The sequence below is a fragment of the Erwinia sp. PME.40.26/001 genome (genome assembly GCF_055556675.1).
Genome location: NZ_JBVHNP010000002.1, coordinates 572,128 through 596,202 on the forward strand (window position 1 = coordinate 572,128; position 24,075 = coordinate 596,202).

General features: G+C 58.0%; 19 protein-coding genes. 17 read left to right on the plus strand and 2 right to left on the minus strand.

The window, feature by feature from the left end:
- Positions 1-164 precede the first annotated feature (164 nt).
- The 12 genes from ACZ3HG_RS10095 to rpoS all read left to right on the plus strand — a co-directional run bounded on the left by ACZ3HG_RS10095 (position 165) and on the right by rpoS (position 12,077).
- Entirely contained in the window at positions 165-1,184 is a 1,020-nt protein-coding gene (locus ACZ3HG_RS10095) for a 3-oxoacyl-[acyl-carrier-protein] synthase III C-terminal domain-containing protein (RefSeq protein ID WP_191933985.1), read from the plus strand.
- On the plus strand, positions 1,181-2,197 hold the full coding sequence (locus ACZ3HG_RS10100; protein WP_465332771.1) for an NAD-dependent epimerase/dehydratase family protein: 1,017 nt from the start codon (positions 1,181-1,183) through the stop codon (positions 2,195-2,197). The genes ACZ3HG_RS10095 and ACZ3HG_RS10100 overlap by 4 nt, the downstream gene beginning before the upstream one ends.
- On the plus strand, positions 2,190-2,996 hold the full coding sequence (locus tag ACZ3HG_RS10105) for an MBL fold metallo-hydrolase (RefSeq protein WP_465332772.1): 807 nt from the start codon (positions 2,190-2,192) through the stop codon (positions 2,994-2,996). The genes ACZ3HG_RS10100 and ACZ3HG_RS10105 overlap by 8 nt, the downstream gene beginning before the upstream one ends.
- On the plus strand, positions 2,993-4,282 hold the full coding sequence (locus ACZ3HG_RS10110; RefSeq protein WP_465332773.1) for a F390 synthetase-related protein: 1,290 nt from the start codon (positions 2,993-2,995) through the stop codon (positions 4,280-4,282). Before ACZ3HG_RS10105 ends, ACZ3HG_RS10110 begins: the two co-directional genes overlap by 4 nt.
- Positions 4,279-4,890: a phosphatase PAP2 family protein gene (locus ACZ3HG_RS10115; protein ID WP_244636248.1), complete on the plus strand. Its 612-nt coding sequence runs from the start codon at positions 4,279-4,281 to the stop codon at positions 4,888-4,890. Before ACZ3HG_RS10110 ends, ACZ3HG_RS10115 begins: the two co-directional genes overlap by 4 nt.
- On the plus strand, positions 4,887-6,008 hold the full coding sequence (locus tag ACZ3HG_RS10120) for a sterol desaturase family protein (RefSeq protein ID WP_191933989.1): 1,122 nt from the start codon (positions 4,887-4,889) through the stop codon (positions 6,006-6,008). The genes ACZ3HG_RS10115 and ACZ3HG_RS10120 overlap by 4 nt, the downstream gene beginning before the upstream one ends.
- A complete protein-coding gene (locus ACZ3HG_RS10125) occupies positions 6,001-7,101 on the plus strand; it encodes an acyl-CoA desaturase (RefSeq protein WP_191933990.1) in 1,101 nt (366 codons plus the stop codon). Before ACZ3HG_RS10120 ends, ACZ3HG_RS10125 begins: the two co-directional genes overlap by 8 nt.
- Entirely contained in the window at positions 7,098-8,186 is a 1,089-nt protein-coding gene (locus tag ACZ3HG_RS10130; RefSeq protein ID WP_465332774.1) for a fatty acid desaturase family protein, read from the plus strand. Before ACZ3HG_RS10125 ends, ACZ3HG_RS10130 begins: the two co-directional genes overlap by 4 nt.
- 166 nt (positions 8,187-8,352) lie before the next feature.
- A complete protein-coding gene (gene surE / locus ACZ3HG_RS10135; protein WP_465332775.1) occupies positions 8,353-9,114 on the plus strand; it encodes a 5'/3'-nucleotidase SurE in 762 nt (253 codons plus the stop codon).
- Positions 9,108-9,734, plus strand: a complete 627-nt coding sequence (locus tag ACZ3HG_RS10140) for a protein-L-isoaspartate(D-aspartate) O-methyltransferase (protein WP_191933993.1) — start codon at positions 9,108-9,110, stop codon at positions 9,732-9,734. The genes surE and ACZ3HG_RS10140 overlap by 7 nt, the downstream gene beginning before the upstream one ends.
- Positions 9,735-9,894: 160 nt before the next feature.
- The gene (nlpD, locus tag ACZ3HG_RS10145) at positions 9,895-11,034 is read left to right on the plus strand and encodes a murein hydrolase activator NlpD (RefSeq protein ID WP_465332776.1); all 1,140 of its coding nucleotides are present in this window, start codon (positions 9,895-9,897) and stop codon (positions 11,032-11,034) included.
- A gap of 50 nt (positions 11,035-11,084) precedes the next feature.
- Positions 11,085-12,077 carry an RNA polymerase sigma factor RpoS gene (gene rpoS, locus ACZ3HG_RS10150; protein WP_118663349.1) on the plus strand — a complete coding sequence of 331 codons (993 nt, stop codon included), beginning with the start codon at positions 11,085-11,087 and terminating at the stop codon, positions 12,075-12,077.
- Between the two features lie 103 nt (positions 12,078-12,180).
- Here rpoS and narL read toward each other — a convergent pair whose 3' ends face one another.
- On the minus strand, positions 12,181-12,852 hold the full coding sequence (narL, locus tag ACZ3HG_RS10155) for a two-component system response regulator NarL (RefSeq protein ID WP_191933995.1): 672 nt from the start codon (positions 12,850-12,852) through the stop codon (positions 12,181-12,183).
- Between the two features lie 329 nt (positions 12,853-13,181).
- Between narL and ACZ3HG_RS10160 the strand changes: the two genes are divergently transcribed.
- Genes ACZ3HG_RS10160 through narI form a run of 5 tightly spaced genes read left to right on the plus strand, consistent with a single transcriptional unit; the run spans position 13,182 to position 21,316 of the window.
- Positions 13,182-14,570 carry a NarK family nitrate/nitrite MFS transporter gene (locus tag ACZ3HG_RS10160; protein WP_465332777.1) on the plus strand — a complete coding sequence of 463 codons (1,389 nt, stop codon included), beginning with the start codon at positions 13,182-13,184 and terminating at the stop codon, positions 14,568-14,570.
- Positions 14,571-14,607: 37 nt separating this feature from the next.
- The gene (locus ACZ3HG_RS10165) at positions 14,608-18,369 is read left to right on the plus strand and encodes a nitrate reductase subunit alpha (protein WP_465332778.1); all 3,762 of its coding nucleotides are present in this window, start codon (positions 14,608-14,610) and stop codon (positions 18,367-18,369) included.
- Entirely contained in the window at positions 18,366-19,913 is a 1,548-nt protein-coding gene (gene narH, locus ACZ3HG_RS10170; RefSeq protein ID WP_191933998.1) for a nitrate reductase subunit beta, read from the plus strand. The genes ACZ3HG_RS10165 and narH overlap by 4 nt, the downstream gene beginning before the upstream one ends.
- A complete protein-coding gene (gene narJ / locus ACZ3HG_RS10175) occupies positions 19,910-20,635 on the plus strand; it encodes a nitrate reductase molybdenum cofactor assembly chaperone (protein ID WP_191933999.1) in 726 nt (241 codons plus the stop codon). The genes narH and narJ overlap by 4 nt, the downstream gene beginning before the upstream one ends.
- A 3-nt stretch (positions 20,636-20,638) precedes the next feature.
- A complete protein-coding gene (gene narI, locus ACZ3HG_RS10180; protein WP_191934000.1) occupies positions 20,639-21,316 on the plus strand; it encodes a respiratory nitrate reductase subunit gamma in 678 nt (225 codons plus the stop codon).
- 78 nt (positions 21,317-21,394) lie between these two features.
- On the opposite strand, the gene mutS is transcribed toward narI, so the two are convergent.
- Positions 21,395-23,950, minus strand: a complete 2,556-nt coding sequence (gene mutS / locus ACZ3HG_RS10185; RefSeq protein WP_465332779.1) for a DNA mismatch repair protein MutS — start codon at positions 23,948-23,950, stop codon at positions 21,395-21,397.
- Positions 23,951-24,075 lie beyond the last annotated feature (125 nt).

Sequence of the window (24,075 nt, forward strand, 5' to 3'; positions counted from 1 at the left end):
CAGAGCCTGCTATCCCAGCAGGCTCTGCTGTTTTACTCCCTTAAGTCAGTTTGTTCACTCTGTATTTCCCCGCTTCGTCCCCCTTCAATTGCTGACAATTTGCGGTGTTCCGCACTTTGGTTACAATGCGCAATAATTTTACAGTTTTGTTAATGGGAATACGGATGAATAAGCCCCATCAGCCTGTGCCGGAGCGCACAACGGCTTTTGTACCTCTGAAGATAATGGCCAGCGGCGTGGCGCTGCCACCCGGCTGTGTGACGTCCGCGATGCTCGACGAGCGTCTGGGATTCCGCCCTGGCTACGTTGAGAAACGTTCCGGGATTACCCATCGCTTTCACGCCGACCATCAGGCGAGCCAGGCGCAGCTGGGGGCCGATGCGCTTGACGCCGCACTGCGTGCGCGGGATATCAACCCTGACAGTATTGACCTGCTGATATTTGCTTCCGCCATTGCGGTGCAGGCGCTGCCGTGCAGCGCCATTCAGGTGCTGAAGCTGTCGCGCCTGACCCCAGGCACGGCGGTATTTGATATTAACAGTAGCTGCGTCAGCTTCGTTTCTGCCCTGCAGGTGGCGGGCGGCCTGGTGAACTGCGGTGCCTACCAGCGAATTGCCATTGTCTCCGCCGAACTGGCCTCGCGCGGTATCGACTGGGAACATGAGGAGTCATCGCTGATCTTCGGGGACGGTGCAGCCTGCGCTATTGTTGAACGCGGCGACGGACGCAGCGGTATTCTCGCCTGCCTGATGGAAAGCTGGCCGGACGGCAGTGAACTCTGTGAGATCCGCGCCGGTGGCACGCGGCGTAATCCGCGTGCCGGCATGTCCGACAGCGATTTTCTCTTCCACATGCAGGGTAAAAAACTGTTCCGCCAGGCATCCGGGCTGATTGAAGATTACCTGGCACGACTGCTCGGCATGGCCGGGCTGACCCTGGCGCAAGTGGCCACCGTGGTGCCGCATCAGGCCAGCCACCTGTCGCTGGAACACATGCGGAAACGGCTAAACGTCAGCAGCGACGCGCTGATCGATATCTATCGCTATCGTGGCAATCAGGTGGCCGCATCGATCCCCAGCGCCCTGCATGAGGCGATCGTCAGCGATCGCTTTGATAAAGGCCCGGTGATGCTGATAGGCACCGCCGCCGGTCTGACCCTTGGCGGCATGGTTCTGCTGCCGTGAAGGTACTGGTGACGGGCGCGACCAGCGGACTGGGGCGCAATGCCGTTGAGTGGCTGCTGGCCGCCGGACATACGGTATATGCCACCGGACGCGATCGCAGCGTGGGAGAACAGCTCAGACAGGCGGGTGCGGTTTTTACGGCTCTTGATCTGTCTGTTGCGACGGAAGCTGAGTGCGCAGCGCTGATCGGTGATGCGGAAACGGTCTGGCACTGCGCCGCCAAATCGTCGCCCTGGGGACGGCGTGAGGCATTCTGGCAGGCGAATGTGACCGCCACGGAACGCCTGACGGCCGCCGCCGGACAGCGGGGGGTGAAGCGATTTATTCATATCTCCACGCCCTCCCTCTACTTTGATTATTCTCCTCAGTTGCAGATTGAGGAACACTTCCGCGCCCGGCGGTTTGCCAACCACTACGCCGCCAGCAAATATGCCGCCGAGCAGGTGGTGTTGCAGCGGGTAGCCAACTATCCCGCGACCACCTTTGTCATGCTCCGGCCCCGTGCCATATTTGGCGCTCACGACCGGGTCATTGTGCCACGGCTGCTGGCCCAGCTTCGGCGTGATAACGGTATCCTGCGCCTCCCCAGGGGCGGCCGGGCGCTACTCGATCTGACATTCGTGCTCAACGTCGTGCAGGCGATGTGGCTGGCCAGCGATGTCCCCGGCCTCGCCTCCGGTGCCGTGTATAACATCACCAACCAGCAGCCCGTCACGCTGGCAGAGGTGCTGCACCCGCTGCTCAATCAGCAACTGGGTCTGGCCTGCGAGATCCGCTCACTGCCCGCCGGTCTGCTGTATGGCGTAGCGACGCTGATGGAGGGGGTGGCGTTACTGACGCGGCGGGAACCGCTGCTGACCCGCTACAGCGTGGGGGCCGTCAGCGTGGACATGACCCTCAGCCAGCGGCGGGCGATCGACGAGCTGGGCTATCGCCCGCACTATTCCATGGACGAGGCGATTGCGCTGACCGGTGCATGGTGGCGGCAGCAGGGAGTCGGCACACGTGGCTAAGCTGACAACGTTCGAGGTAGGTTACTGCACGCACCGTGGCTGCATGGCGCTGCGCGGAGCCGGACTGCGCGTCTGCCGCTTCCCCGCCCGGGCCTGGCTGCTGGAGGCGAATAACCGACGCTGGCTGTGGGATACCGGTTATGCCAGCCACTTTATCGACCATACCCGTCAGGGGGTTTTCCGCCTGTATCAGCAGCTGACGCCGGTCTATTTCTCGCCGCAGCAGGCGCTGGTGGCACAGCTGGGCCTGGCCGGGTATCAGCCCGCCGATATACAGGGGCTGATAATTTCCCATTTTCATGGCGACCATATTGCCGGGCTGCATGATTTTCCGGGCGTACCGATGATCTGTTCCGGTGAAGGTTGGCAGAAAACCCGTCCGCTGCGCGGATTACGGGCGGTAAAAAACGCTTTTGTGCCGGGGCTGATCCCGTCTGATTTTGACGCGCGCGTGCAGTATGTGGAACGCTTTCCGGTGGTGACGTTACCTGCCGATCTCCACCCTTTTGAACAGGGGTGGGAGCTGCCTGGCAGTCACGGTGAAATTGTGCTGGTTTCCCTGCCGGGGCATGCCGCAGGGCATCTGGGCGCGTTTGTCCGCCAGGATGACGGCTGGACACTGTTGGCCAGTGATGCGGCCTGGTGCCCGGATAACTATCAGAAGCTGCATGGTCCTTCCCGGCTGGCCAGCCTGATCATGGATAACAGTGCGGCTTATTATGCCACCCTAAACCGGCTGAACCAGCTGTGGCGTGGTGGCAAAGTGCGTATTCTTCTGTGTCACGAGGGGGACTTATGATCCCGGTAAGAATGCTGTGGCACTATTTTCGCGCCCGCAGGCTGGCCTTCCGCGACCGTGCCGCGCTGGAGCGCTGGCAGGCGCGGCAGCTCAGACGCTTTGCGCGGCGGGTAATGGCAAAAAGTCCGTTTTATGCCCCGTATCAATCACTGCCGCTGTCGGCCTGGCCTGTCTGCGATAAAGCCCGGATGATGGCCCACTTTGATCGGATGAATACCGCCGGGCTGTCGGTTGACGCGCTGCTTGCATGTGCCCTGAAAAGTGAACGGGAGCGGGATTTTGCGCCGAAGGTCGGGCGCTTCAGCGTCGGCTTATCGTCCGGGACCTCCGGTCGCCGCGGCGTGTTCGTTGTCAGTCCGCAGGAGCAGCGTATCTGGGCGGGGGGAATGCTGGCCAAAATGCTGCCGCGCGGACTGCTCTCCGGCGAGCGGGTGGCGCTGTTCCTGCGCGCTGATAATCATCTGTATCACAGTGTGAATACCCGCTGGCTGAGTTTGGCGTTTTTCGACCTTTTTGCCCCATTTGACCATCATTTGCAGACGCTACCGCAGTTTTCGCCGACGATTATCGTTGCCCCGGCGCAGGTACTGCGCGCGCTGGCGCTGGCGGTACAGAGCGGACAGCTGGTGCTAAAGGTCAGCCGGGTGATCTCGGTAGCAGAAGTGCTGGAGCCTCAGGATCGACAGCTGTTGACGGAGGTGTTCGGTGATGTGGCTGAGGTCTACCAGGCTACCGAAGGATTCCTGGCGGCCACCTGCTCCCACGGTCGCCTGCACCTTAATGAAGAGTTTATTCATATTGAACCGGAGTGGATTGATGAACGCCGGTTTACGCCTGTCATCACCGACTTTACCCGGCGTACGCAGCCGGTGATCCGTTACCGACTGGATGATGTGCTGGTGGCGGCGGCCGAACCCTGCCCCTGCGGGCGGCCAACCCGCGTGCTGGACGCCATCGAAGGGCGGCGCGATGACCAGCTTCTGCTGCGCAATCTGAAAGGCGAGGAGCAGGGGGTGTTTGCCGATGTGTGTAGCCGGGCCATTGCCCGTACGCTGCCGCTGACCAGTGATTACCGCCTGGTGCAGTCGGGAGAGCAGAACCTGCAGCTGCTCAGTGATGCCAGTGAACAACAGCTTATTGCCTGCCAGCAGGCGCTGATTGCGCTGTTTGCACAGCAGGGGATCGCCACGGCGTTGTTACGCTGGGAACTAAGCGTGCGGCCGATAATGCCGCAGTTTGACCGCAAGCGACGGCGAATTATCCGCCTGAAGGGAGAGGAAGGATGACACTGTTACATCGCTTACTGGCGATGCTGGTGGGCTGGGGCAGCGTGGGGGGGATTTATACTTTCAGCGATCGCTGGCAGGGGCCGGGAACGGTGATGCAGCCCGGTCTTATCGACCGCGCGATCCCCTTCAGTCCAGACGCGATCTGGCTTTACCTCTCCTTTTTTCTGCTGATCCCGGCGGGGTACCTGTACTGCCGGGTGGAAAAACTGCGCTGGCTGACGGTCTCGATGATCCTGACGGCGCTGGTGTGCGGAGCCGTCTATATGCTGTGGCCGACCACGCTGGTCTACCCGCACGACGGCGGACAGGGGCTGAGTTCACGGCTGCTGGCCAGGCTGGCAGCCGCCGACTCGACGCAAAACTGTTTGCCGTCACTGCATATGGCGCTGTCGCTGCTGGCAGTATGGGCACTCTACCGGCGTGACCGGCCTGTGCGCAGTGGACTACTGTTACTGTGGGGCGTACTGATTGCGGTATCGATACTGCAACTGCGCCGTCACCTGTTTATTGACCTGGTAAGCGGCGCTGGTGTGGCGTTGTTCTGCGGCTGGATCTGCCTGCGTGCAGCACAGGCGTTTACTTTTGTACGGAGAGAGCAGCGATGAGCGAGCTGGTACTGCCGATTGTGGCCATGGTATTGCTGGTGATGGGGGAGGCGCTGGTGCTGCACCGCCAGGACAGGCAGCAGGTGCAGTGGCATGATGTGGTCTTTAACCTCAACTCCGGTCACATCATGCTGTGGCTCTTCCGCGGGCTGGAAGTCACCTGCTATGGCTATGTTGCCCTGCATTTCAGCCAGCACTGGCTGGACGCGCTGCCCACCTGGGGACTGTGGCTGTTTGCGCTGCTGGCGTGGGATTTTGCTTTTTACTGGCTGCACCGCCTGCATCATCGTTTCAGCCTGCTGTGGGCGGTACACGTGGTGCATCATCAGGGAGAGCATTTTAATCTGTCGCTCGGGGTGCGTAACTCCTGGTACTCCTCGCTGACGTCGATCCCCTTCTTCCTGCTGCTGGCGCTAGCGGGCGTGCCGCTGTCGGTCTTTGTAACCGTCTCTATTTTCCACTATACCGTGCAGCTGTTTAACCATAATGCGCTGACCCCAAAGCTGGGCTGGCTGGAGTCGGTACTGGTGACGCCAAATCATCACCGTGTGCATCACGTCTGCGACCGGGCGTATTCCGACAAGAACTTCGGTGGCAGCTTTATTTTCTGGGACAAGCTGTTTGGCACCTTTGCCCGCCTGCCGGAAACAGAATACCGTTTTGGCACTGCGGGGGAACGGGCATCGCAAAATCCCTTCTGGGCCAGCAACCGGCCGCTGTTCCGTCTGCTTAAACTACCGTTTTCGCCGGTGAACGGTGCGGCCACGTTCCACTGTCGTGCGCGGGCGCTGATCAGCGGCATGCTGCTGCTGTTTGTGCTGGTGGCCAGCTATGTGTGGATCTACGGCTACGGTTACCAGAACATCAGCAGCGAGCAGGTGACGCTGTTTATGCTGCTGGCGCTGGGGGCAGTCGCGCTGGGGGGCCTGTCAGAAGGGCGGCGCTGGAGCCCGTTACTCTGGCTGGCGGTCGGGCTGGCCTGCCCCTTCTGGTTTGCGCTGTGTCGGGAAACCGTTGAACCCTGGCTTTTCGCAGCCATGCTGGTGGCGCTGCACAGCATGGTGCTGGCGCTGGGCTGGGGGCGTCAGGCGCTGCAGGCGGAGGTGAAACATGGCTGATTCACTCCCGCCGCTGCGCTATCCGCCGGACGGGGAACAGGCGTTCCACCGGGCATTGCAGCGCGCAGCACATCAGTATCTGTCGTCGCATCAGGATCATCGCTTTGCCGGAGGCCGGCAGTGGCTGAAGGCCGGGCTGCTGCTGGGACTGTGTGTCTCCTGTTATCTTCTCAGCCTGTTTCAGTCCAGCCAGAGCGGTTTTTTTATCTGCTATATGCTGTTTATGCTGATGGCGATGCTGCTCAACATCAACGTTAATCACGATGCCAGCCACGGGGTCTTCAGCCGTTCGCCCCGGCTTAATCGTCTTATCAGCCGGGTAGTGACGCTGCCGCTCGGGCTGGATCCGGACTACTGGCGCGTGCGGCACGTCTATTTTCATCATGCTTACGCCAACATTGAACATTACGATCTGGATACCGAGGAGAATGGCTTCTTCCGGCAAACGCCGTATCAGCGCTGGCGGCCCTGGATGCGCTGGCAGCATCTTTACTGGCCGCTGATTGCCGCGCTGTCGTTACCCTATCTGACATGGGTGTTTGACTGGGCAGATCGCTGTGGAAAAACGCCGCTGGCGGATCGGCGTATGATGCCGGGCGTTCGCGGCTGGCTGCTCTTCTGCGGCTTTAAGGTGCTGCATTTACTGCTGGTGCTGGCTGTCCCGCTGTGGGCGGCAGAGCAGCAGGGGATGGGGATGGGCGTGGTGCTGTTGGCCTGGCTGTGCTGTCAGATGGTGGCGTCCCTGTTTGTGGTGTTTCTGCTGCTGGGCACGCACTGGGCCGAAGCGGAATTTTATGAGGTGGGGCCGGACGGCACGCTGCCGCAGGGCTGGTATCGCCATAACTTTGCCACCGCCTGCGACTGGTTGCCCGAACCCGCCTGGCTGGGGCATTTCACTGGCGGGCTGAATCTGCACCTGACGCACCATCTGTTCCCCGGCTGGCACCACCGGCATTATCCGGCGCTGGCGGCGATTATCGCCCGGCTGGCCCCAGAGCACGGTATGAATTACCGCTGTATCCGCTATCGCGAACTGCTGCGGCGTCAGCAGGTATTTCTGCGACGCATGGGCGAGCCGGAGGCGACGCGATGACGCCTCCGCCGCTGCGTTTTGCCCGTGAGAACCTGCAGTTTCACCGTGAGCTGACCCGCGCTACGCAGGTCTGGCTCGAGGCTCACGGTGAGCACCGCTTCGCCGACGGCGGGATGATCGCTAAAGTGGTGGTGCTGGTACTGCTGGCTGCGTCCTGCGGCGCGCTGGGGCTGCAACAGACGCACTGGCTGGGTTGGGCCGCCTGTCAGTTTGGCGTCAGTGTCTTTGCCATGCTGCTGGCGATCAACGTGGTCCATGACGCGTCGCATCAGGCGTTTTTCAGGTCACGGGCCGCTAACCGCTGGCTCAGCGTGCTGGCCGCTATTCCACTTGGTCTGGACCCGGAGTGCTGGCGGGTGCGCCACGTACTGATGCACCATGCCGGGAATAATGTCATGGGCTATGACCCGGATATGGAAGAGAACGGTATCCTGCGGCAGTCACGTTTTCAGCGCCTGCGGCCGTTAATGCGTTATCAGCGCTATTACTGGCCGCTGGTCGCGGCGCTGACGTTCCCCTATTACATCTGGCTGTTTGACTGGCTGGATCGCGCCGGGCAGACGCGCGTCGGTGCCAAAATGCGCCTGCAGGGTGTGAAGGGCTGGACGGCTTTTTTACTGGTCAAACTGGGCCATTTTTTACTGGTGCTGGCGCTGCCGTTTTGGCTGCTGCCGCCGTCACTGGGTATCGGCACCCTTGTGCTGGTCTATCTGGCCTGCCAGATGATGGCTTCGCTGGTGTTTGTCATGCTGATCCTCGGAACGCACTGGGCAAAAGGCAACAGCTATCTGCCCACGGAACAGGGCAAACTGTCGCACAGTCGCTACAGCCATCTGTTCGCCACGACCTGCGACTGGCTGACCCGGCCACGCTGGCTGGGGTACTGGCTGGGGGGGATGAATCTCCATCTGACGCATCACCTGTTTCCGCACTGGTGTCACCGCCACTATCCGGTGCTGGCCGGGATCATTGCCACCGTTACAGCGCGTTATGGGTATGATTATCAGTGCCTGACCCTGAGCCAGTTGCTGAGTTCCCAGCAGCAATTTTTACAGCAGCTGGGAAATGACCACAGTGAAAAATGACCGGGGCAGGCTGTAAGGGCCGCCCTTCCTCCTTCGGTTAACCAGACATTTACACCTACCACTCCCTCGTGCATCCAGCTAAAATGTTTTCAGCCACACCTCTTCCCAGTCATTCGATGTTATCTGCCGGGAAAGGTGATCAAATTTATCAACAGGTTAGGTGACAATGCGCATTTTGCTGAGTAACGATGACGGTATCCACGCGCCAGGCATTCAGACGCTGGCGAAAGCGCTACGTGAATTTGCCGAAGTGCAGGTGGTTGCTCCGGACCGCAATCGTAGCGGGGCATCGAACTCTCTGACGCTGGAAACACCCCTGCGAACCTTTAACTATCCCAATGGTGATATAGCGGTCGAGATGGGTACGCCAACCGACTGCGTCTATCTGGGCGTCAATACCCTGATGCGGCCTAAGCCGGATATTGTCGTTTCAGGAATTAATGCCGGCCCTAATCTGGGGGATGATGTGATTTACTCTGGTACGGTGGCCGCTGCTATGGAAGGGCGGCATCTGGGACTACCGGCGTTGGCGGTCTCTCTCAACGGGCATCTGCACTACGACACGGCCGCTGCCGTCACCTGCTCAATCCTGAAAGCCTTGCTGCGCGAGCCACTGCGTACCGGACGCATCCTTAATATCAATGTTCCGGATCTGCCTCTTGACCAGATAAAGGGGATCCGTGTTACCCGCTGTGGCAGCCGTCATCCCAGCGATCAGGCCATCCCGCAGCAGGATCCGCGCGGTAATACGATGTACTGGATCGGCCCACCGGGTGAAAAGCTGGATGCCGGCCCGGATACCGATTTCGCCGCTATTGATGAAGGCTATGTGTCCGTTACCGCTTTGCATGTTGACCTGACTGCTCACGCCGCGCAGGAGGTCGTCTCTTCCTGGTTAGACAGCGTTGAGGTCGACCGCGAATGGTGAGTGGGCGCATAGAGACGTTGCTGGCACAGCTGCGCCAGCAGGGTATTGACGACGAGCGATTGCTGAAGGCCATTGAAGAGGTGCCGCGTGAGCGCTTTGTTGATGAGGCTTTTGAGCATAAAGCCTGGGAAAATATGGCGCTGCCGATAGGTTCCGGGCAGACGATTTCTCAGCCTTATATGGTCGCAAAAATGACGTCGCTGCTGGCGCTCACGCCTTCGTCACGCGTGCTGGAAATTGGCACCGGATCCGGCTATCAGACCGCCATTCTGGCGCACCTTGTCGGGCACGTCTGTTCGGTAGAGCGGATCAAAGGCTTACAGTGGCAAGCCAAGCGTCGCCTGAAGCAGCTCGACCTGCATAATGTCTCGACCCGGCACGGCGATGGCTGGCTGGGCTGGCCGTCACGGGGGCCGTTTGACGCGATCATCGTCACCGCGGCACCGCCAGAAATCCCACAGGCGCTGATGTCACAGCTTGATGAGGGCGGTGTGATGGTGCTGCCCGTCGGGGAAGAGCAGCAGGTCCTGCAGCGCATTCGCCGCATCGGTGATGAGTTCATTATCGACACGGTTGAGCCCGTCCGTTTTGTCCCACTGGTTCAGGGGGATCTCGCCTGAGCGCCATAACCAGGATATTTCTATACAACTGTTTCGTGGCACCCTGCCTGTGATATTGCTAGTATCTGACTGAATTTGCGCATGCGGGCCCGGTTGCCGTCAGTCATGCTGCTGTTATGAAGTTTTTTTTCGTCAAAGTGTTGCCGTTATGGGGGATTAAATGAGCACGGGAAGCCCAGTATTTAAGTTACGCCGTCTTGCGGCCGTTTCATTAGTAGGATTTTGGCTGGCAGGCTGTTCCAGCAGCGATAATGCGCAGGCCCCCATCAGCTCCGTTGGCGGAAATGACTCCGGCATGATGAGCAGCAATGCTGGTAATTCCGGTAATGCAGATAATTCCGGTAATGCAGGTATGGTCAGCAATGGCGGTGGCGGCAACAGCGGTTTAGTGCCTTCGGCGCGCCCCCCTGCTTCAGGCGGAGGGATGGTAGCTTCATCCTCAGCGGGCCAGAATCAAAATGTGGTCACTGAAAATGGTCGTATTGTGTACAACCGTAGTTATGGGAATATTCCGAAAGGTAGCTATGGCGGCGACACCTATACGGTTAAACGGGGTGATACACTCTTCTATATTGCCTGGATAACCGGTAACGATTTCCGCGATCTGGCCCAGCGCAATAATGTCGCGGCGCCTTATGGGCTCAACGTTGGCCAGCAATTACAGGTGGCTAATGGTTCCGGCACGCCGATTACCGGCGGTAATGCGGTGACGGCAGCGGATGCAAACGCAGGCGGAATGACGACGGCATCCTCTGGTTCACAAATGACTGCCGGAACGGTTGCACACCAACCGGTAATTACGTATTCTGAGGATTCAGGTACACCAAGTGAAGGCAAAATGCTGCCTTCGTCCGGGAAAACTGCTGCAACGACAACAGTTCCGGTTACCGCCCCGACCGTGAGTAGTACAACAGACAGCACCACGCCCGTGGGCAGCTGGCGTTGGCCGACAGACGGTAAAATTATCGATAACTTCTCTGCTTCCGAAGGCGGAAATAAAGGTATCGATATTGCGGGCTCGCGCGGTCAGTCCGTCATTTCCACCGCCTCCGGTCGCGTGGTCTATGCCGGTAACGCTCTGCGCGGTTACGGTAATTTGATTATCATCAAACATAATGATGACTACCTGAGTGCGTATGCCCACAACGATTCGATGCTGGTCCGTGAACAACAAGAAGTGAAAGCGGGTCAGAAGATTGCCACAATGGGTAGTACCGGCACGAGTTCGGTTAGATTGCACTTTGAAATTCGTTACAAGGGGAAATCCGTAAATCCGTTGCGTTACTTACCGCAACGTTAAGCCGGCAGAACCCTGGTGTTCTGCCCTGAGATCACGGGTAGGAGCCGCTTATGAGCCAGAATACGCTGAAAGTTAATGATTTAAATGAAGACGCGGAATTCGACGAAAACGGAGCTGAGGTTTTTGATGAGAAAGCACTTGTCGGAAATGAACCTGGTGATAACGACTTAGCTGAAGAAGAGCTGTTATCACAGGGCGCAACCCAGCGCGTACTGGATGCGACGCAGCTCTACTTAGGGGAGATTGGTTACTCTCCATTGCTTACGGCCGAGGAAGAAGTTTTCTTTGCTCGTCGTGCACTCCGTGGGGACGTGCCTTCGCGTCGCCGCATGATCGAAAGTAACCTGCGTCTGGTCGTGAAGATTGCCCGTCGTTACAGCAATCGTGGTCTGGCACTGCTTGACCTGATTGAAGAAGGTAACCTGGGCCTGATCCGCGCCGTCGAGAAGTTTGACCCTGAAAGAGGGTTCCGCTTCTCAACGTATGCCACATGGTGGATTCGTCAGACGATTGAACGGGCGATAATGAATCAAACCCGAACGATTCGCCTGCCGATTCATATCGTGAAAGAACTGAATGTTTATCTGCGTACCGCGCGTGAACTTTCCCACAAGCTTGACCATGAGCCGAGTGCGGAAGAGATCGCCGAACAGTTAGATAAGCCTGTTGATGATGTCAGCCGGATGCTGCGCCTCAACGAACGCATTACTTCGGTTGATACGCCTCTGGGCGGTGATTCCGAGAAAGCGCTGCTGGACATCCTGGCCGATGATAAAGATAACGGCCCGGAAGATACCACGCAGGACGATGATATGAAGCAAAGCATCGTTAAATGGTTGTTCGAACTGAACGCCAAGCAGCGCGAAGTGTTGGCACGTCGTTTCGGACTGTTAGGTTATGAAGCGGCCACATTGGAAGATGTGGGTCGCGAAATCGGTCTGACCCGTGAGCGTGTTCGCCAGATTCAGGTTGAAGGATTGCGCCGCCTGCGTGAGATTTTGCAGGCTCAGGGATTGAATATTGAAGCGCTGTTCCGCGAATAATTTACGCGGATCCTGTTGTGCGGTACAGCGTACAACGGCCTGATAAACAGTAATGCCTGAGACGGTGACTTCGGTCACCGTTTTTTTTTGGCTGCTGATAACCTCAGACTTCACCACACTGCAGTGCCCACACTGCGGCTTCAACCCGGGACTTCATCTGCAGCTTTTTCAGCAGATGCTTCACATGTACCTTGACGGTGCTCTCACTAATACCTAAACGACGGGCGATCAGCTTGTTACTCATCCCCTGTGCAATCAGCCTGAGTACGTCCCGCTCCCGCGTCGTGAACTCGGGGTTACCGGTCTGTCGCGGAGAGCGCTGCTGCCGGAGGCTGGCCGCCAGCACGGGTGGGAGGGTGTCACTCAGCACCAGCTCACCGGCGGCGGCCCGGTGCAGGCATTCCAGTAGCGCCTCTGGCTCCATATCTTTCAGCAGGTAACCATCGGCTCCCCGCTTCAGCGCATTAATCACATCGTCTTCATAGTCTGAAACGCTGAACACGACAATATGGCCACAGGCATCGATGGCCCGCAGCTGTTCCAGCGTTTCCAGCCCGTTCATGCCGGGCATATTCAGATCGAGCAGGATCAGATCCACTTCATGCTGTTCTGCCAGTCTGACGCCGTCCACGCCATTGCTGGCCTCAGCGACCACCTTCAGCCGCGCGTCAAGACCGATAAGCTGTTTCAGACCGTTACGGATCATCGGATGGTCGTCGATCAATAAAACACTGGCCGGTTTCGTGGAAAGTACCTGCGTAAGCTGTGTTGTCATCCTCTTTTCCTGCTGATGGTGGGGGGGCGTTCCGTCTCTCAAGGTGAAGTTTTAACCTGCGGATTGTCACTGATTCAGAACATCATGCCCATACCTATTTTGTGGTAATACCGAATAGCCAGCCTGTACCTGCCGCATTATCCCTGGCAAAAAAAAGTTACCCAAGAATATGAATTATATGGCTTATTTTACTCATTTTCGCTGACTCTTAGGAAGTATCCTCATTCTGTGGCCGGCTTATCACCTGCCATCGGGTTGATACACGTCAAGTCAGACCGCGCAGGAGGTGTTCAGGATAGGCTGGTTATTACACAGCTATTGAGAAAATTATGTCGAAAATTAACGCATCTTCAGGGAAAGAAAATAGTGCGGTAATCCAGGACTGGCAGCCTGAAAATACCGTGTTCTGGCAACAAACGGGCAAACGGATTGCCAGTCGCAATCTGTGGATATCCGTTTTCTGTCTGTTGCTGGCCTTCTGCGTCTGGATGCTGTTCAGCGCCGTCGCCGTCAATCTTAATAAGGTGGGGTTCAACTTTTCCACCGACCAGCTGTTCCTGCTGACGGCACTCCCGTCGGTTTCCGGGGCCATCCTGCGCGTTCCTTACTCCTTTGTGGTGCCGGTGTTTGGCGGGCGTCGCTGGACGGCGTTTAGCACGGCCCTGATGCTGGTACCCTGCATCTGGCTGGGGTTTGCCGTGCAGAACCCAGCCACACCTTTCGCCGTCTTTGTGATTATTTCACTTCTGTGCGGTTTTGCCGGGGCTAACTTTGCCTCCAGCATGGGTAATATCAGCTTCTTCTTCCCAAAAGCCCGTCAGGGTGGCGCGCTGGGTATCAATGGCGGCTTAGGCAACCTTGGCGTCAGCGTGATGCAGCTGTTTGCCCCCCTCGCCATTTCAGTGGCGATGTTCAGCTGGTTTACCGGTCCCTCTGTCCATGCAGAAAACGGGCTGTGGCTGGAGAATGCAGCCTGGATGTGGGTGCCGTTGCTGGTGATTGCCACACTGGCTGCCTGGTTCGGTATGAACGATCTGGCCGCCGCGAAAAGCTCATTACGACAGCAGCTGCCGGTGCTGAAGCGCGGACATCTCTGGATCCTCTCGCTGCTCTATCTCGCCACGTTCGGCTCCTTTATCGGCTTTTCCGCCGGTTTTGCCATGCTGTCTAAAACGCAGTTCCCCGATGTGGTCATCATGCATTACGCCTTCTTCGGGCCGTTTATTGGCGCGCTGGCGCGTTCGGCGGGTGGCATGCTGTCCGATCGCCTCGGGGGTGTGCGCGTCTCCCTGTTCACCTTCGTGCTGATGGCGGTCTTCACTGCGCTGCTATTCCTGACGCTACCGGGAGAGGGCCAGTCGGGGTCATTTATCGCTTTCTATGGCGTATTTATGGTGCTGTTCTTTGCCGCTGGCTTGGGCAGTGGATCGACCTTCCAGATGATCGCCGTCATCTTCCGCAAAATCACGGTAGACCGGGTTAAAGCCGCAGGCGGAAGCGATGAAGCCGCGCAGCGCGAGGCCGTCACCGATACCAGCGCAGCGCTGGGCTTTATCTCCGCTATTGGTGCACTGGGAGGCTTCTTTATTCCGCAGACCTTCGGCATGTCCCTGTCACTGAGTGGTTCACCCGCCGGGGCAATGAAAGTCTTCCTGCTGTTTTATGTGATTTGCATCGCGATTACCTGGCTGGTTTACGGCCGAAAAAAAATGAAATAAGTGCGCGAACCCTTTTAGTTTTTTTGGAGCATGTCGAATGAGCAAGTTTCTTGATCGGTTACGTTATTTCAAACAACTCGCCGAACCCTTTTCTGGCCAGCACGGGCAGACGCTGAATACCAACCGTGACTGGGAGGATGGTTATCGCAGCCGCTGGCAGCATGACAAAATTGTGCGTTCCACCCACGGTGTAAACTGCACGGGATCCTGTAGCTGGAAGATTTACGTTAAAAATGGTCTGGTGACCTGGGAAACCCAGCAGACGGACTATCCGCGTACTCGTCCGGATTTACCTAACCATGAGCCGCGCGGCTGCCCGCGCGGTGCCAGCTACTCATGGTATTTATACAGCGCGAACCGCCTGAAATATCCTCTGGTGCGTAAGCGTTTAATCAGCCTGTGGCGTGCCGCAAAAGTGCAACACAGTGACCCCGTGCTGGCGTGGCAGTCGATAGTCGAAAACCCCGAGCAGGCAAAAAGCTACAAAGAAGCGCGCGGGCGCGGTGGTTTCGTGCGCTCTGACTGGCAGGAAGTGAATGAACTGATCGCCTCAGCCAATATCTATACGGCGAAGGCATTCGGGCCTGACCGCATTATTGGATTTTCACCGATCCCGGCGATGTCGATGGTCTCCTATGCAGCGGGTTCCCGTTATCTTTCGCTGATTGGGGGAACCTGTCTGAGTTTCTATGACTGGTACTGTGACCTGCCGCCTGCTTCACCGATGACCTGGGGCGAGCAGACCGACGTACCGGAATCCGCTGACTGGTATAACTCTGCCTATATCATCGCCTGGGGCAGTAACGTTCCTCAGACCCGTACCCCGGATGCGCACTTCTTCACTGAAGTCCGTTACAAAGGGACGAAAACCGTGGCGGTGACCCCGGACTATGCTGAAATCGCCAAGCTGTGCGATCAGTGGCTGAGCCCGAAGCAGGGGACCGACAGCGCACTGGCACTGGCCTTCGGGCATGTGATCCTGACGGAGTTCCACCAGCAACGTGAGGTGGAATATTTCCGCAACTATGTGCGCCAGTACACCGATATGCCAATGCTGGTTCTGCTGGAACAGCGTGAGGGCGGGTACTATGCCGCCGGCAGGATGCTGCGCGCCAGCGACCTGGTGGACGGTTTAGGTCAGGAAAATAATCCGCAGTGGAAGACCATCGCCATTAATCAGCAGAATGGCGAGCTGGTTGCGCCGCAGGGCTCCATTGGCTACCGCTGGGGTGAAAAAGGCAAATGGAACCTCGAGCAACGTGAAGGGAAAAACCAGCAGGAAGTGGAGTTACAACTCAGCCTGCTGGGTCAGCATGACGATATCGCCGACGTCGGATTCCCTTACTTTGGCGCGATAGATAACCCTAACTTCAAGAGCGTACAGCTGGACGAGATCCTGCTGCACAAACTGCCGGTCAAACGCCTGCAGCTGGCGGATGGTTCTGTTGCTCTGGTCACCAGCGTGTACGACCTGACGCTGGCTAACTACGGGATTGAACGCGGGCTGGATGACGCGAACTGTGCGGCCAGCTTCGATGAAGTGAAAGCCTACTCTCCGGCCTGGGCTGAACAGATCACCGGGGTACCGCGGCAGAACATCGTGCGGATTGCGCGCGAGTTTGCGGAGACGGCAGAAAAAACGCGTGGTCGTTCGATGATCATCGTCGGTGCCGGTCTCAACCACTGGTACCACATGGATATGAACTACCGTGGTCTGATCAATATGCTGGTGTTCTGCGGCTGCGTCGGCCAAAGCGGCGGCGGCTGGGCACACTATGTCGGTCAGGAAAAATTACGTCCGCAAACGGGCTGGTTACCGCTGGCGTTTGGCCTTGACTGGCAGCGCCCGCCACGCCAGATGAACGGCACCTCTTTCTTCTATAACCACTCCAGTCAGTGGCGCTATGAGACGCTGCGCACCGATGAGCTGCTGTCACCGCTGGCCGATAAGTCACGCTACGGCGGCAGCCTGATCGACTTTAACGTGCGCTCAGAGAGAATGGGCTGGCTGCCTTCTGCACCCCAGCTGAATACCAACCCGCTGCATCTTGCCGCCCAGGCAGAGGCGGCTGGCAAGACACCCCTGGCCTTTACCGTGGACGGCCTGAAAGATGGCAGCCTGCGTTTTGCCGCAGAACAGCCTGACAGCAAGGAAAACTTCCCACGTAACCTGTTTGTCTGGCGCTCCAACCTGCTCGGCTCCTCCGGTAAGGGCCACGAGTATCTGCTGAAGTATCTGCTGGGGACAGAAAGCGGCGTGCAGGGCGGCGATCTGGGTCAGCAGGGTGGGGTCAAACCCCAGGAAGTGGAGTGGCAGGATAACCCGGGAGAAGGGAAACTCGATCTGGTCGTCACCCTCGATTTCCGCATGTCCAGTACCTGTCTCTATTCGGATATCGTTCTGCCGACGGCGACCTGGTATGAAAAAGACGACATGAATACCTCGGATATGCATCCATTTATTCATCCACTGTCGGCGGCGGTTGACCCGGCCTGGGAATCGCGTAGCGACTGGGAAATTTATAAAGGGATTGCCAAAACGTTCTCTGAGCTCTGCGTGGGTCATTTAGGTAAAGAGACGGACGTGGTATTGCAACCGATCCAGCACGACTCTGCCGCTGAACTGGGACAGCCGTTCGACGTCCAGGACTGGCACCGGGGTGAGTGCGACCTGATCCCGGGGAAAACGGCACCGCACATTATGACGGTGGAGCGTGACTATCCGGCCACCTGGGAGCGCTTTACCTCGCTGGGGCCGCTGCTGGACACCCTGGGCAACGGTGGGAAAGGGATCGGCTGGAACACCCAGACTGAAATCGACTTCCTGAAAAAACTGAACTACGTCAAAACTGAGGGGCCGGCGGCCGGTCGCCCAAATATCAACAGTGCGATTGATGCCGCTGAGGTGATCCTGTCGCTGGCACCGGAGACCAATGGTCAGGTCGCGGTGAAAGCCTGGCAGGCGCTGGGGCAGTTTACCGGGCGCGATCACACCCATCTGGCGCTGAATAAAGAGGATGACAAGATCCGCTTCCGCGATATTCAGGCGCAGCCGCGTAAAATTATCTCCAGCCCGACCTGGTCCGGCCTGGAAGATGAGCACGTCTCCTACAACGCCGGTTACACCAACGTGCATGAGCTGATCCCGTGGCGTACCCTCAGCGGCCGTCAGCAGTTGTATCAGGATCATCAGTGGATGCGTGATTTCGGTGAAAGCCTGCTGGTGTACCGTCCGCCTATTGATACCCGCACGGTACAGCCGCTGCTCAATAAAAAGCCGAACGGCAATCCTGAGATGGCGCTGAACTTCCTCACGCCGCATCAGAAGTGGGGGATCCACTCAACCTATAGCGACAACCTGTTAATGCTGACGCTGTCACGCGGTGGGCCGATTGTCTGGCTGAGTGAAGAGGATGCCCGGGTGCTGGGCATTGAAGATAACGACTGGATCGAGGCGTTTAACGCCAACGGTGCGCTAACCGCCCGTGCGGTTGTCAGCCAGCGCGTACCGGCAGGGATGACCATGATGTACCACGCGCAGGAGCGCATTGTGAATATCCCGGGTTCAGAAATCACCAGCCAGCGTGGCGGGATCCACAACTCGGTGACCCGTGTGTGTCCTAAACCGACGCATATGATTGGCGGCTATGCGCAACTGGCTTACAGCTTCAACTATTACGGTACGGTCGGTTCCAACCGGGATGAGTTCGTTGTGGTGAGAAAAATGAATAACATTAACTGGTTAGATGGCGAAGGCAACGACGATTGCCAGGGAAGCCAGCAGGAGAAAGGCCAATGAAAATTCGCTCTCAGGTCGGAATGGTTCTGAATCTCGACAAATGTATCGGCTGCCACACCTGCTCGGTAACCTGTAAAAACGTCTGGACCAGCCGTGAAGGTATGGAGTACGCCTGGTTTAACAACGTGGAAAGTAAACCCGGTGTAGGCTTCCCTAACGCGTGGGAAGACCAGGAAAAGTGGAAGGGCGGGTGGATCCGTAAGATCAACGGCAGGCTGGTGCCTCGCATGGGTAACCGCGTCGGCGTCCTGTCTAAAATTTTCGCCAACCCCGATGTGCCCGGGCTGGACGACTATTATGAACCGTTCGACTTTGACTATCAGCATCTGCATAACGCGCCTGCCGGTAAGCATCAGCCGATTGCCCGTCCGCGATCGCTGATCACCGGGCAGCGAATGAAGAAGATCGAAAATGGCCCGAACTGGGAGGAGATCCTCGGCGGCGAATTTTCAAAGCGATCTGAGGATAAAAACTTCGACCATATGCAGAAGGAGATGTACGGACAGTTCGAAAACACCTTCATGATGTATCTGCCGCGCCTTTGTGAACACTGCCTGAACCCGACCTGCGTGGCGACCTGCCCGAGTGGGGCGATCTACAAGCGTGCAGAAGATGGCATCGTGCTGATCGACCAGGACAAGTGCCGCGGCTGGCGGATGTGTATTACCGGCTGCCCGTACAAAAAAATCTACTTCAACTGGAAAAGCGGCAAGTCAGAAAAATGTATTTTCTGCTATCCGCGCATTGAAGCTGGCCAGCCTACCGTCTGCTCAGAGACCTGCGTCGGGCGTATCCGCTACCTCGGCGTGCTGCTGTATGACGCCGACCGTATTGAACAGGCAGCGGCGGTGGAAAATGAAAAAGATCTCTACCAGAGCCAGCTGGATGTCTTCCTTGACCCGCACGATCCACAAGTGATTGCGCAGGCGCTGAAGGATGGCGTACCGCAGAGCGTGATTGATGCTGCGCAGCAGTCCCCTGTCTATAAAATGGCCATGGACTGGAAGCTGGCGCTGCCGCTGCACCCTGAATATCGTACGCTGCCGATGGTGTGGTATGTACCGCCGCTGTCTCCGATCCAGTCAGTATCGGATGCCGGTATGCTTGCCCACAGCGGCGTGCTGCCGGATGTGGAGAGCCTGCGTATCCCGGTGCAATACCTGGCCAACCTGCTGACGGCCGGGGATACCGCCCCGGTACTGCAGGCGCTCAATCGCCTGATGGCCATGCGTCATTATAAGCGCGCTGAAACCGTGGACGGCGTTCATGACGTACGTGCGCTGGAGCAGGTCGGGCTGACGGAAGCACAGGCACAGGAGATGTATCGCTATCTGGCGATTGCTAACTACGAGGATCGCTTCGTGATCCCGAGCAGCCACCGTGAAATGGCGCGTGAAGCATTCCCGGAAAGCAAAGGCTGCGGCTTCAGTTTTGGCGATGGCTGCCATGGCAGTGACGGCAAATTCAACCTGTTCAACAGCCGACGCATAGATGCCATCGACGTTTCGAAGAAAACGGTGCCGGACGCGGAGAAAAACTCATGATCGCGTTGCGTATCATTGCCCGGTTGCTGGACTACCCGCAGCAGGATTTCGTTGACCATCAGCAAGAGATCCTGGATGCCCTGGCGCAGGCAAATGAACTGGATGCACACCAGCACCAGTTCCTCGCGCAGTTTATTCAGCAGGCCGCTGCCCGTCCTTTGCTGGACAGGCAGGCGGAATACAGTGAGCTGTTCGATCGTGGCCGGGCGACATCCCTGCTGCTTTTTGAACATGTGCACGGCGAGTCGCGCGATCGCGGTCAGGCGATGGTAGATCTGCTGGCACAGTATCGTGCCGATGGTCTTGAACTGAACGCTAAAGAGCTGCCTGATTTTTTACCGCTTTATCTGGAGTACCTGGCGCAGGGCGACCAGTCCCGCATCCGGCGTGGGTTACAGGATATTGCGCCGATTCTGGCGCTGCTGGCAGCCCGTCTGTCACAGCGGCAGAGCGACTATGCGCCACTTTTCCCGCTGCTGCTGGCGCTGTCCGGCAGCAGTGCCGACCCACAGTCGCTTCAGACGCAGGTGGCTCAGGAAGCGCGCGATGATACCCCCGCCGCCCTGGATGCTGTCTGGGAGGAAGAGCAGGTGGCCTTTATCGCGCAGATGAACCCAGGCGGTGGCGGATGTGAATCCGCACAGAAATCGCATCCGGCTGCGGCAGTGATGCCGCAGTACCTTGATATTTCAGCAGTAACTATGGCGGCGAAAGGAGAGTAAATCATGGAGTTTTTGAATCGTTTCTTCTTTGATATTTACCCCTATCTGGCCGGGACGGTATTTCTGGTCGGGAGCTGGCTGCGTTATGACTACGGGCAGTACAGCTGGCGGGCAGGTTCAAGTCAGATGTTAAGTAAAAAAGGGATGCGCCTGGCGTCGAACCTGTTCCATATCGGCATCATCGGCATTCTGCTGGGGCATTTCGTCGGCCTGCTCACGCCGCACTGGGTGTATGAGCCTTTCCTGTCGGCTGGCGAAAAGCAGCTGCTGGCGATGGGAGCCGGTGGGGTGTTTGGTGCGATGACGCTGATTGGCGGTGCCCTGCTGCTGAAACGTCGTCTGACCAATGAACGGGTGCGGGCGACCAGCAGTTTTGCCGATATTCTGATCCTGACGCTGCTGGTGCTGCAGGCAGCCCTGGGGCTGACGACTATTCTGTTCTCAGCGCAGCATCTGGATGGCAGTGAAATGCTCAAGCTGGCCGGATGGGCGCAGAGTATTGTGACGTTCCAGGGCGGAGCTTCGGCACATCTTGACGGTGTGGCGGTAATCTTCCGTCTGCATATGGTGCTGGGAATGACGCTGTTCCTGCTGTTCCCGTTCTGCCGCCTGGTACATATCTGGAGCGCACCGGTCGAATACCTGACCCGTCGCTATCAGCTGGTACGTAACCGCCGTTAATCTGCAAAGCGGGGGCGAACCGGAACAGCCGGTCCTCCCTCATGGCAAGGACCGATCGTATGACGATCGGTCCTCTGTTTATACCAGTGATTTCAACCGGTAAATCCATTCCAGCGCCTGACGCGGGGACAGGGAGTCCGGATCCAGCGCCTCCAGGGCTTCCATTGCCGGGGAGGTTTCCTCCACCAGCAGCGGCAGCTGCGAACCATCCGCTTTCGTGGCAGCCGCGCTGCCCGACAACGCTTCCAGCTCCTTCAGCTTCTGACGCGCCCGTTTAATCACCTCTTTTGGCACGCCAGCCAGCGCCGCCACGGCCAGGCCATAGCTTTTACTCGCCGCCCCGTCCTGCACGCTGTGCATAAAGGCGATGGTATCGCCATGCTCCACTGCATCCAGATGCACGTTCGCCACCCCTTCAATCTGTTCAGGCAGCGTGGTCAGCTCGAAATAGTGGGTAGCGAACAGCGTCATCGCCTTGATACGGCTGGCCAGGCTTTCGGCACAGGCCCAGGCCAGCGACAGGCCATCATAGGTTGACGTACCCCGGCCAATCTCATCCATCAGCACCAGGCTGAACTCGGTGGCGTTATGCAGAATATTGGCGGTTTCGGTCATCTCAACCATAAAGGTTGAGCGCCCGGAGGCCAGATCGTCGGCCGCGCCAACGCGGGTAAAGATGCGGTCAATGGGGCCAATCACCGCCTGGGTCGCCGGGACGAAACTGCCAATATAGGCCATCAGAGTGATCAGCGCTGCCTGACGCATATAGGTACTTTTACCACCCATATTCGGGCCAGTGACAATCAGCATCCGGCGCTGCGGCGACAGAGACAGAGGATTGGCGATAAAAGGTTCTTTCAGCACCTGCTCGACCACCGGATGGCGTCCACCGGTTAGTTTAATTCCTGGTTTATCGCTTAACGTCGGGCAGCTGTAGTTCAGCGTCCAGGCGCGTTCGGCCAGATTGCTTAATACGTCCAGCTCGGCCAGCGCCGCCGCACTCTCCTGCAGGGCTGCCAGATGCGGTAGCAGCATGTCGAACAGCTGCTCGTATAAGGCTTTTTCCAGCGACAGGGCCTTACCTTTCGAGGTCAGCACCTTATCTTCGTACTCTTTCAGTTCGGGGATAATATAGCGTTCGGCATTTTTCAGCGTCTGGCGGCGCACGTAATGGATGGGCACCAGATGGCTCTGTCCACGGCTGACCTGGATGTAATAGCCATGTACGCCGTTAAAGCCGACCTTCAAGGTATCCAGACCCAGCTTTTCGCGTTCGCGGACTTCCAGACGATCGAGATAATCAGTGGCCCCGTCAGCCAGCGCCCGCCACTCGTCCAGCTCGGCGTTATAGCCGGGGGCGATGACGCCGCCGTCACGCACCAGTACCGGCGGCGTTTCAATAATGGCACGCTCCAGCAGCTCACGCAGTTCGGTGAATTCTCCCATCTGTCCGCGCAGGGTTTGCAGATGCGCGGTCTGATTACCTTCCAGCTCACCGTTCAGTAGCGGTAGCTGCTGGAAAGCGTGGCGCATGCGCGCCAGATCGCGCGGGCGGGCCGTACGCAGTGCCAGACGAGCAAGGATACGCTCGAGGTCGCCCACCTGACGCAGCAGCGGCGTCAGTGACTCGTGACAATCCTGCAAGGCGCTGATGCTTTCCTGGCGGCGGGCGATCACTTGTACATCACGAACCGGCATATGCAGCCAGCGTTTCAGCATCCTGCTGCCCATGGGCGTCACGGTTTTATCCAGCACCGAGGCCAGCGTGTTTTCAATCCCGCCGGCGAGGTTCTGGGTGATCTCCAGATTACGGCGGGTGGCCGCGTCCATGATAATGCCATCCTGCTGGCGCTCCATGGTCAGCGCCCGGATATGGGGCAGCGAAGTCCGCTGGGTATCTTTGACGTACTGCAGCAGGCAGCTTGCCGCACGCAGGGCATGATGAGCCTGCTCGACGCCAAAACCGCTGAGGTCACGAGTGGCGAACTGCAGATTCAGCTGCTGGCGGGCGGTGTCCAGCTCATATTCCCACAGCGGACGGCGGCGCAGGCCGCGACGATTTTCAATCAGCGCCATGGCGGCAAAGTCTTCCGGATAGAGCAGTTCAGCCGGGTTGGTCCGCTGCAGTTCGGCGGCCATGGTTTCCAGGTCCGTCGGTTCTGCCAGGCGAAAACGCCCGGAGCTGATATCCAGCGTCGCATAACCAAAGCCGCGCTGGCTCTGCCAGATGGCTGCCAGCAAATTGTCCTGACGTTCATTCAGCAGCGCTTCATCGCTGATGGTACCGGGGGTGACGATGCGGACGACTTTACGTTCGACCGGGCCTTTGCTTAACGCCGGGTCGCCAATCTGCTCGCAGATCGCCACCGACTCGCCCAGCTGGACCAGCTTTGCCAGGTAGTTTTCCAGCGAATGATAGGGAACGCCCGCCATGGGGATCGGCTCTCCTGCCGAGGCCCCACGCTTCGTCAGGGAGATTTCCAGCAGCTGAGAGGCGCGTTTCGCATCGTCGTAAAACAGCTCATAGAAGTCGCCCATGCGGTAGAACAGCAGGATCTCAGGATGGTCAGCCTTTAGACGTAGATATTGCTGCATCATTGGAGTGTGGGAGGATAAATTTTCGGTGTTGTTCATAGGGTTGAATACTCCAATCCATTGAAAGTCCTTGCCACTTCAAGCTGTCGGGACGATGAAGCAAACGGGCAAGGATAAAGCTGACATGGGTGAAAACCGGGTCTTACTCGTGATAACGGCATGAC

What these genes read in the sequence shown, in the direction of transcription:
- ACZ3HG_RS10165 (WP_465332778.1), top strand. Translation starts at nt 14,608, where the DNA reads ATGAGCAAGTTTCTTGATCGGTTACGTTATTTCAAACAACTCGCCGAA.
- ACZ3HG_RS10140 (WP_191933993.1), top strand. Translation starts at nt 9,108, where the DNA reads ATGGTGAGTGGGCGCATAGAGACGTTGCTGGCACAGCTGCGCCAGCAG.
- narI (WP_191934000.1), top strand. Translation starts at nt 20,639, where the DNA reads ATGGAGTTTTTGAATCGTTTCTTCTTTGATATTTACCCCTATCTGGCC.
- ACZ3HG_RS10115 (WP_244636248.1), top strand. Translation starts at nt 4,279, where the DNA reads ATGACACTGTTACATCGCTTACTGGCGATGCTGGTGGGCTGGGGCAGC.
- ACZ3HG_RS10095 (WP_191933985.1), top strand. Translation starts at nt 165, where the DNA reads ATGAATAAGCCCCATCAGCCTGTGCCGGAGCGCACAACGGCTTTTGTA.
- ACZ3HG_RS10125 (WP_191933990.1), top strand. Translation starts at nt 6,001, where the DNA reads ATGGCTGATTCACTCCCGCCGCTGCGCTATCCGCCGGACGGGGAACAG.
- rpoS (WP_118663349.1), top strand. Translation starts at nt 11,085, where the DNA reads ATGAGCCAGAATACGCTGAAAGTTAATGATTTAAATGAAGACGCGGAA.
- ACZ3HG_RS10160 (WP_465332777.1), top strand. Translation starts at nt 13,182, where the DNA reads ATGTCGAAAATTAACGCATCTTCAGGGAAAGAAAATAGTGCGGTAATC.
- nlpD (WP_465332776.1), top strand. Translation starts at nt 9,895, where the DNA reads ATGAGCACGGGAAGCCCAGTATTTAAGTTACGCCGTCTTGCGGCCGTT.
- ACZ3HG_RS10120 (WP_191933989.1), top strand. Translation starts at nt 4,887, where the DNA reads ATGAGCGAGCTGGTACTGCCGATTGTGGCCATGGTATTGCTGGTGATG.
- surE (WP_465332775.1), top strand. Translation starts at nt 8,353, where the DNA reads ATGCGCATTTTGCTGAGTAACGATGACGGTATCCACGCGCCAGGCATT.
- narH (WP_191933998.1), top strand. Translation starts at nt 18,366, where the DNA reads ATGAAAATTCGCTCTCAGGTCGGAATGGTTCTGAATCTCGACAAATGT.
- ACZ3HG_RS10110 (WP_465332773.1), top strand. Translation starts at nt 2,993, where the DNA reads ATGATCCCGGTAAGAATGCTGTGGCACTATTTTCGCGCCCGCAGGCTG.
- narL (WP_191933995.1), bottom strand. Translation starts at nt 12,852, where the DNA reads ATGACAACACAGCTTACGCAGGTACTTTCCACGAAACCGGCCAGTGTT.
- narJ (WP_191933999.1), top strand. Translation starts at nt 19,910, where the DNA reads ATGATCGCGTTGCGTATCATTGCCCGGTTGCTGGACTACCCGCAGCAG.
- mutS (WP_465332779.1), bottom strand. Translation starts at nt 23,950, where the DNA reads ATGAACAACACCGAAAATTTATCCTCCCACACTCCAATGATGCAGCAA.
- ACZ3HG_RS10130 (WP_465332774.1), top strand. Translation starts at nt 7,098, where the DNA reads ATGACGCCTCCGCCGCTGCGTTTTGCCCGTGAGAACCTGCAGTTTCAC.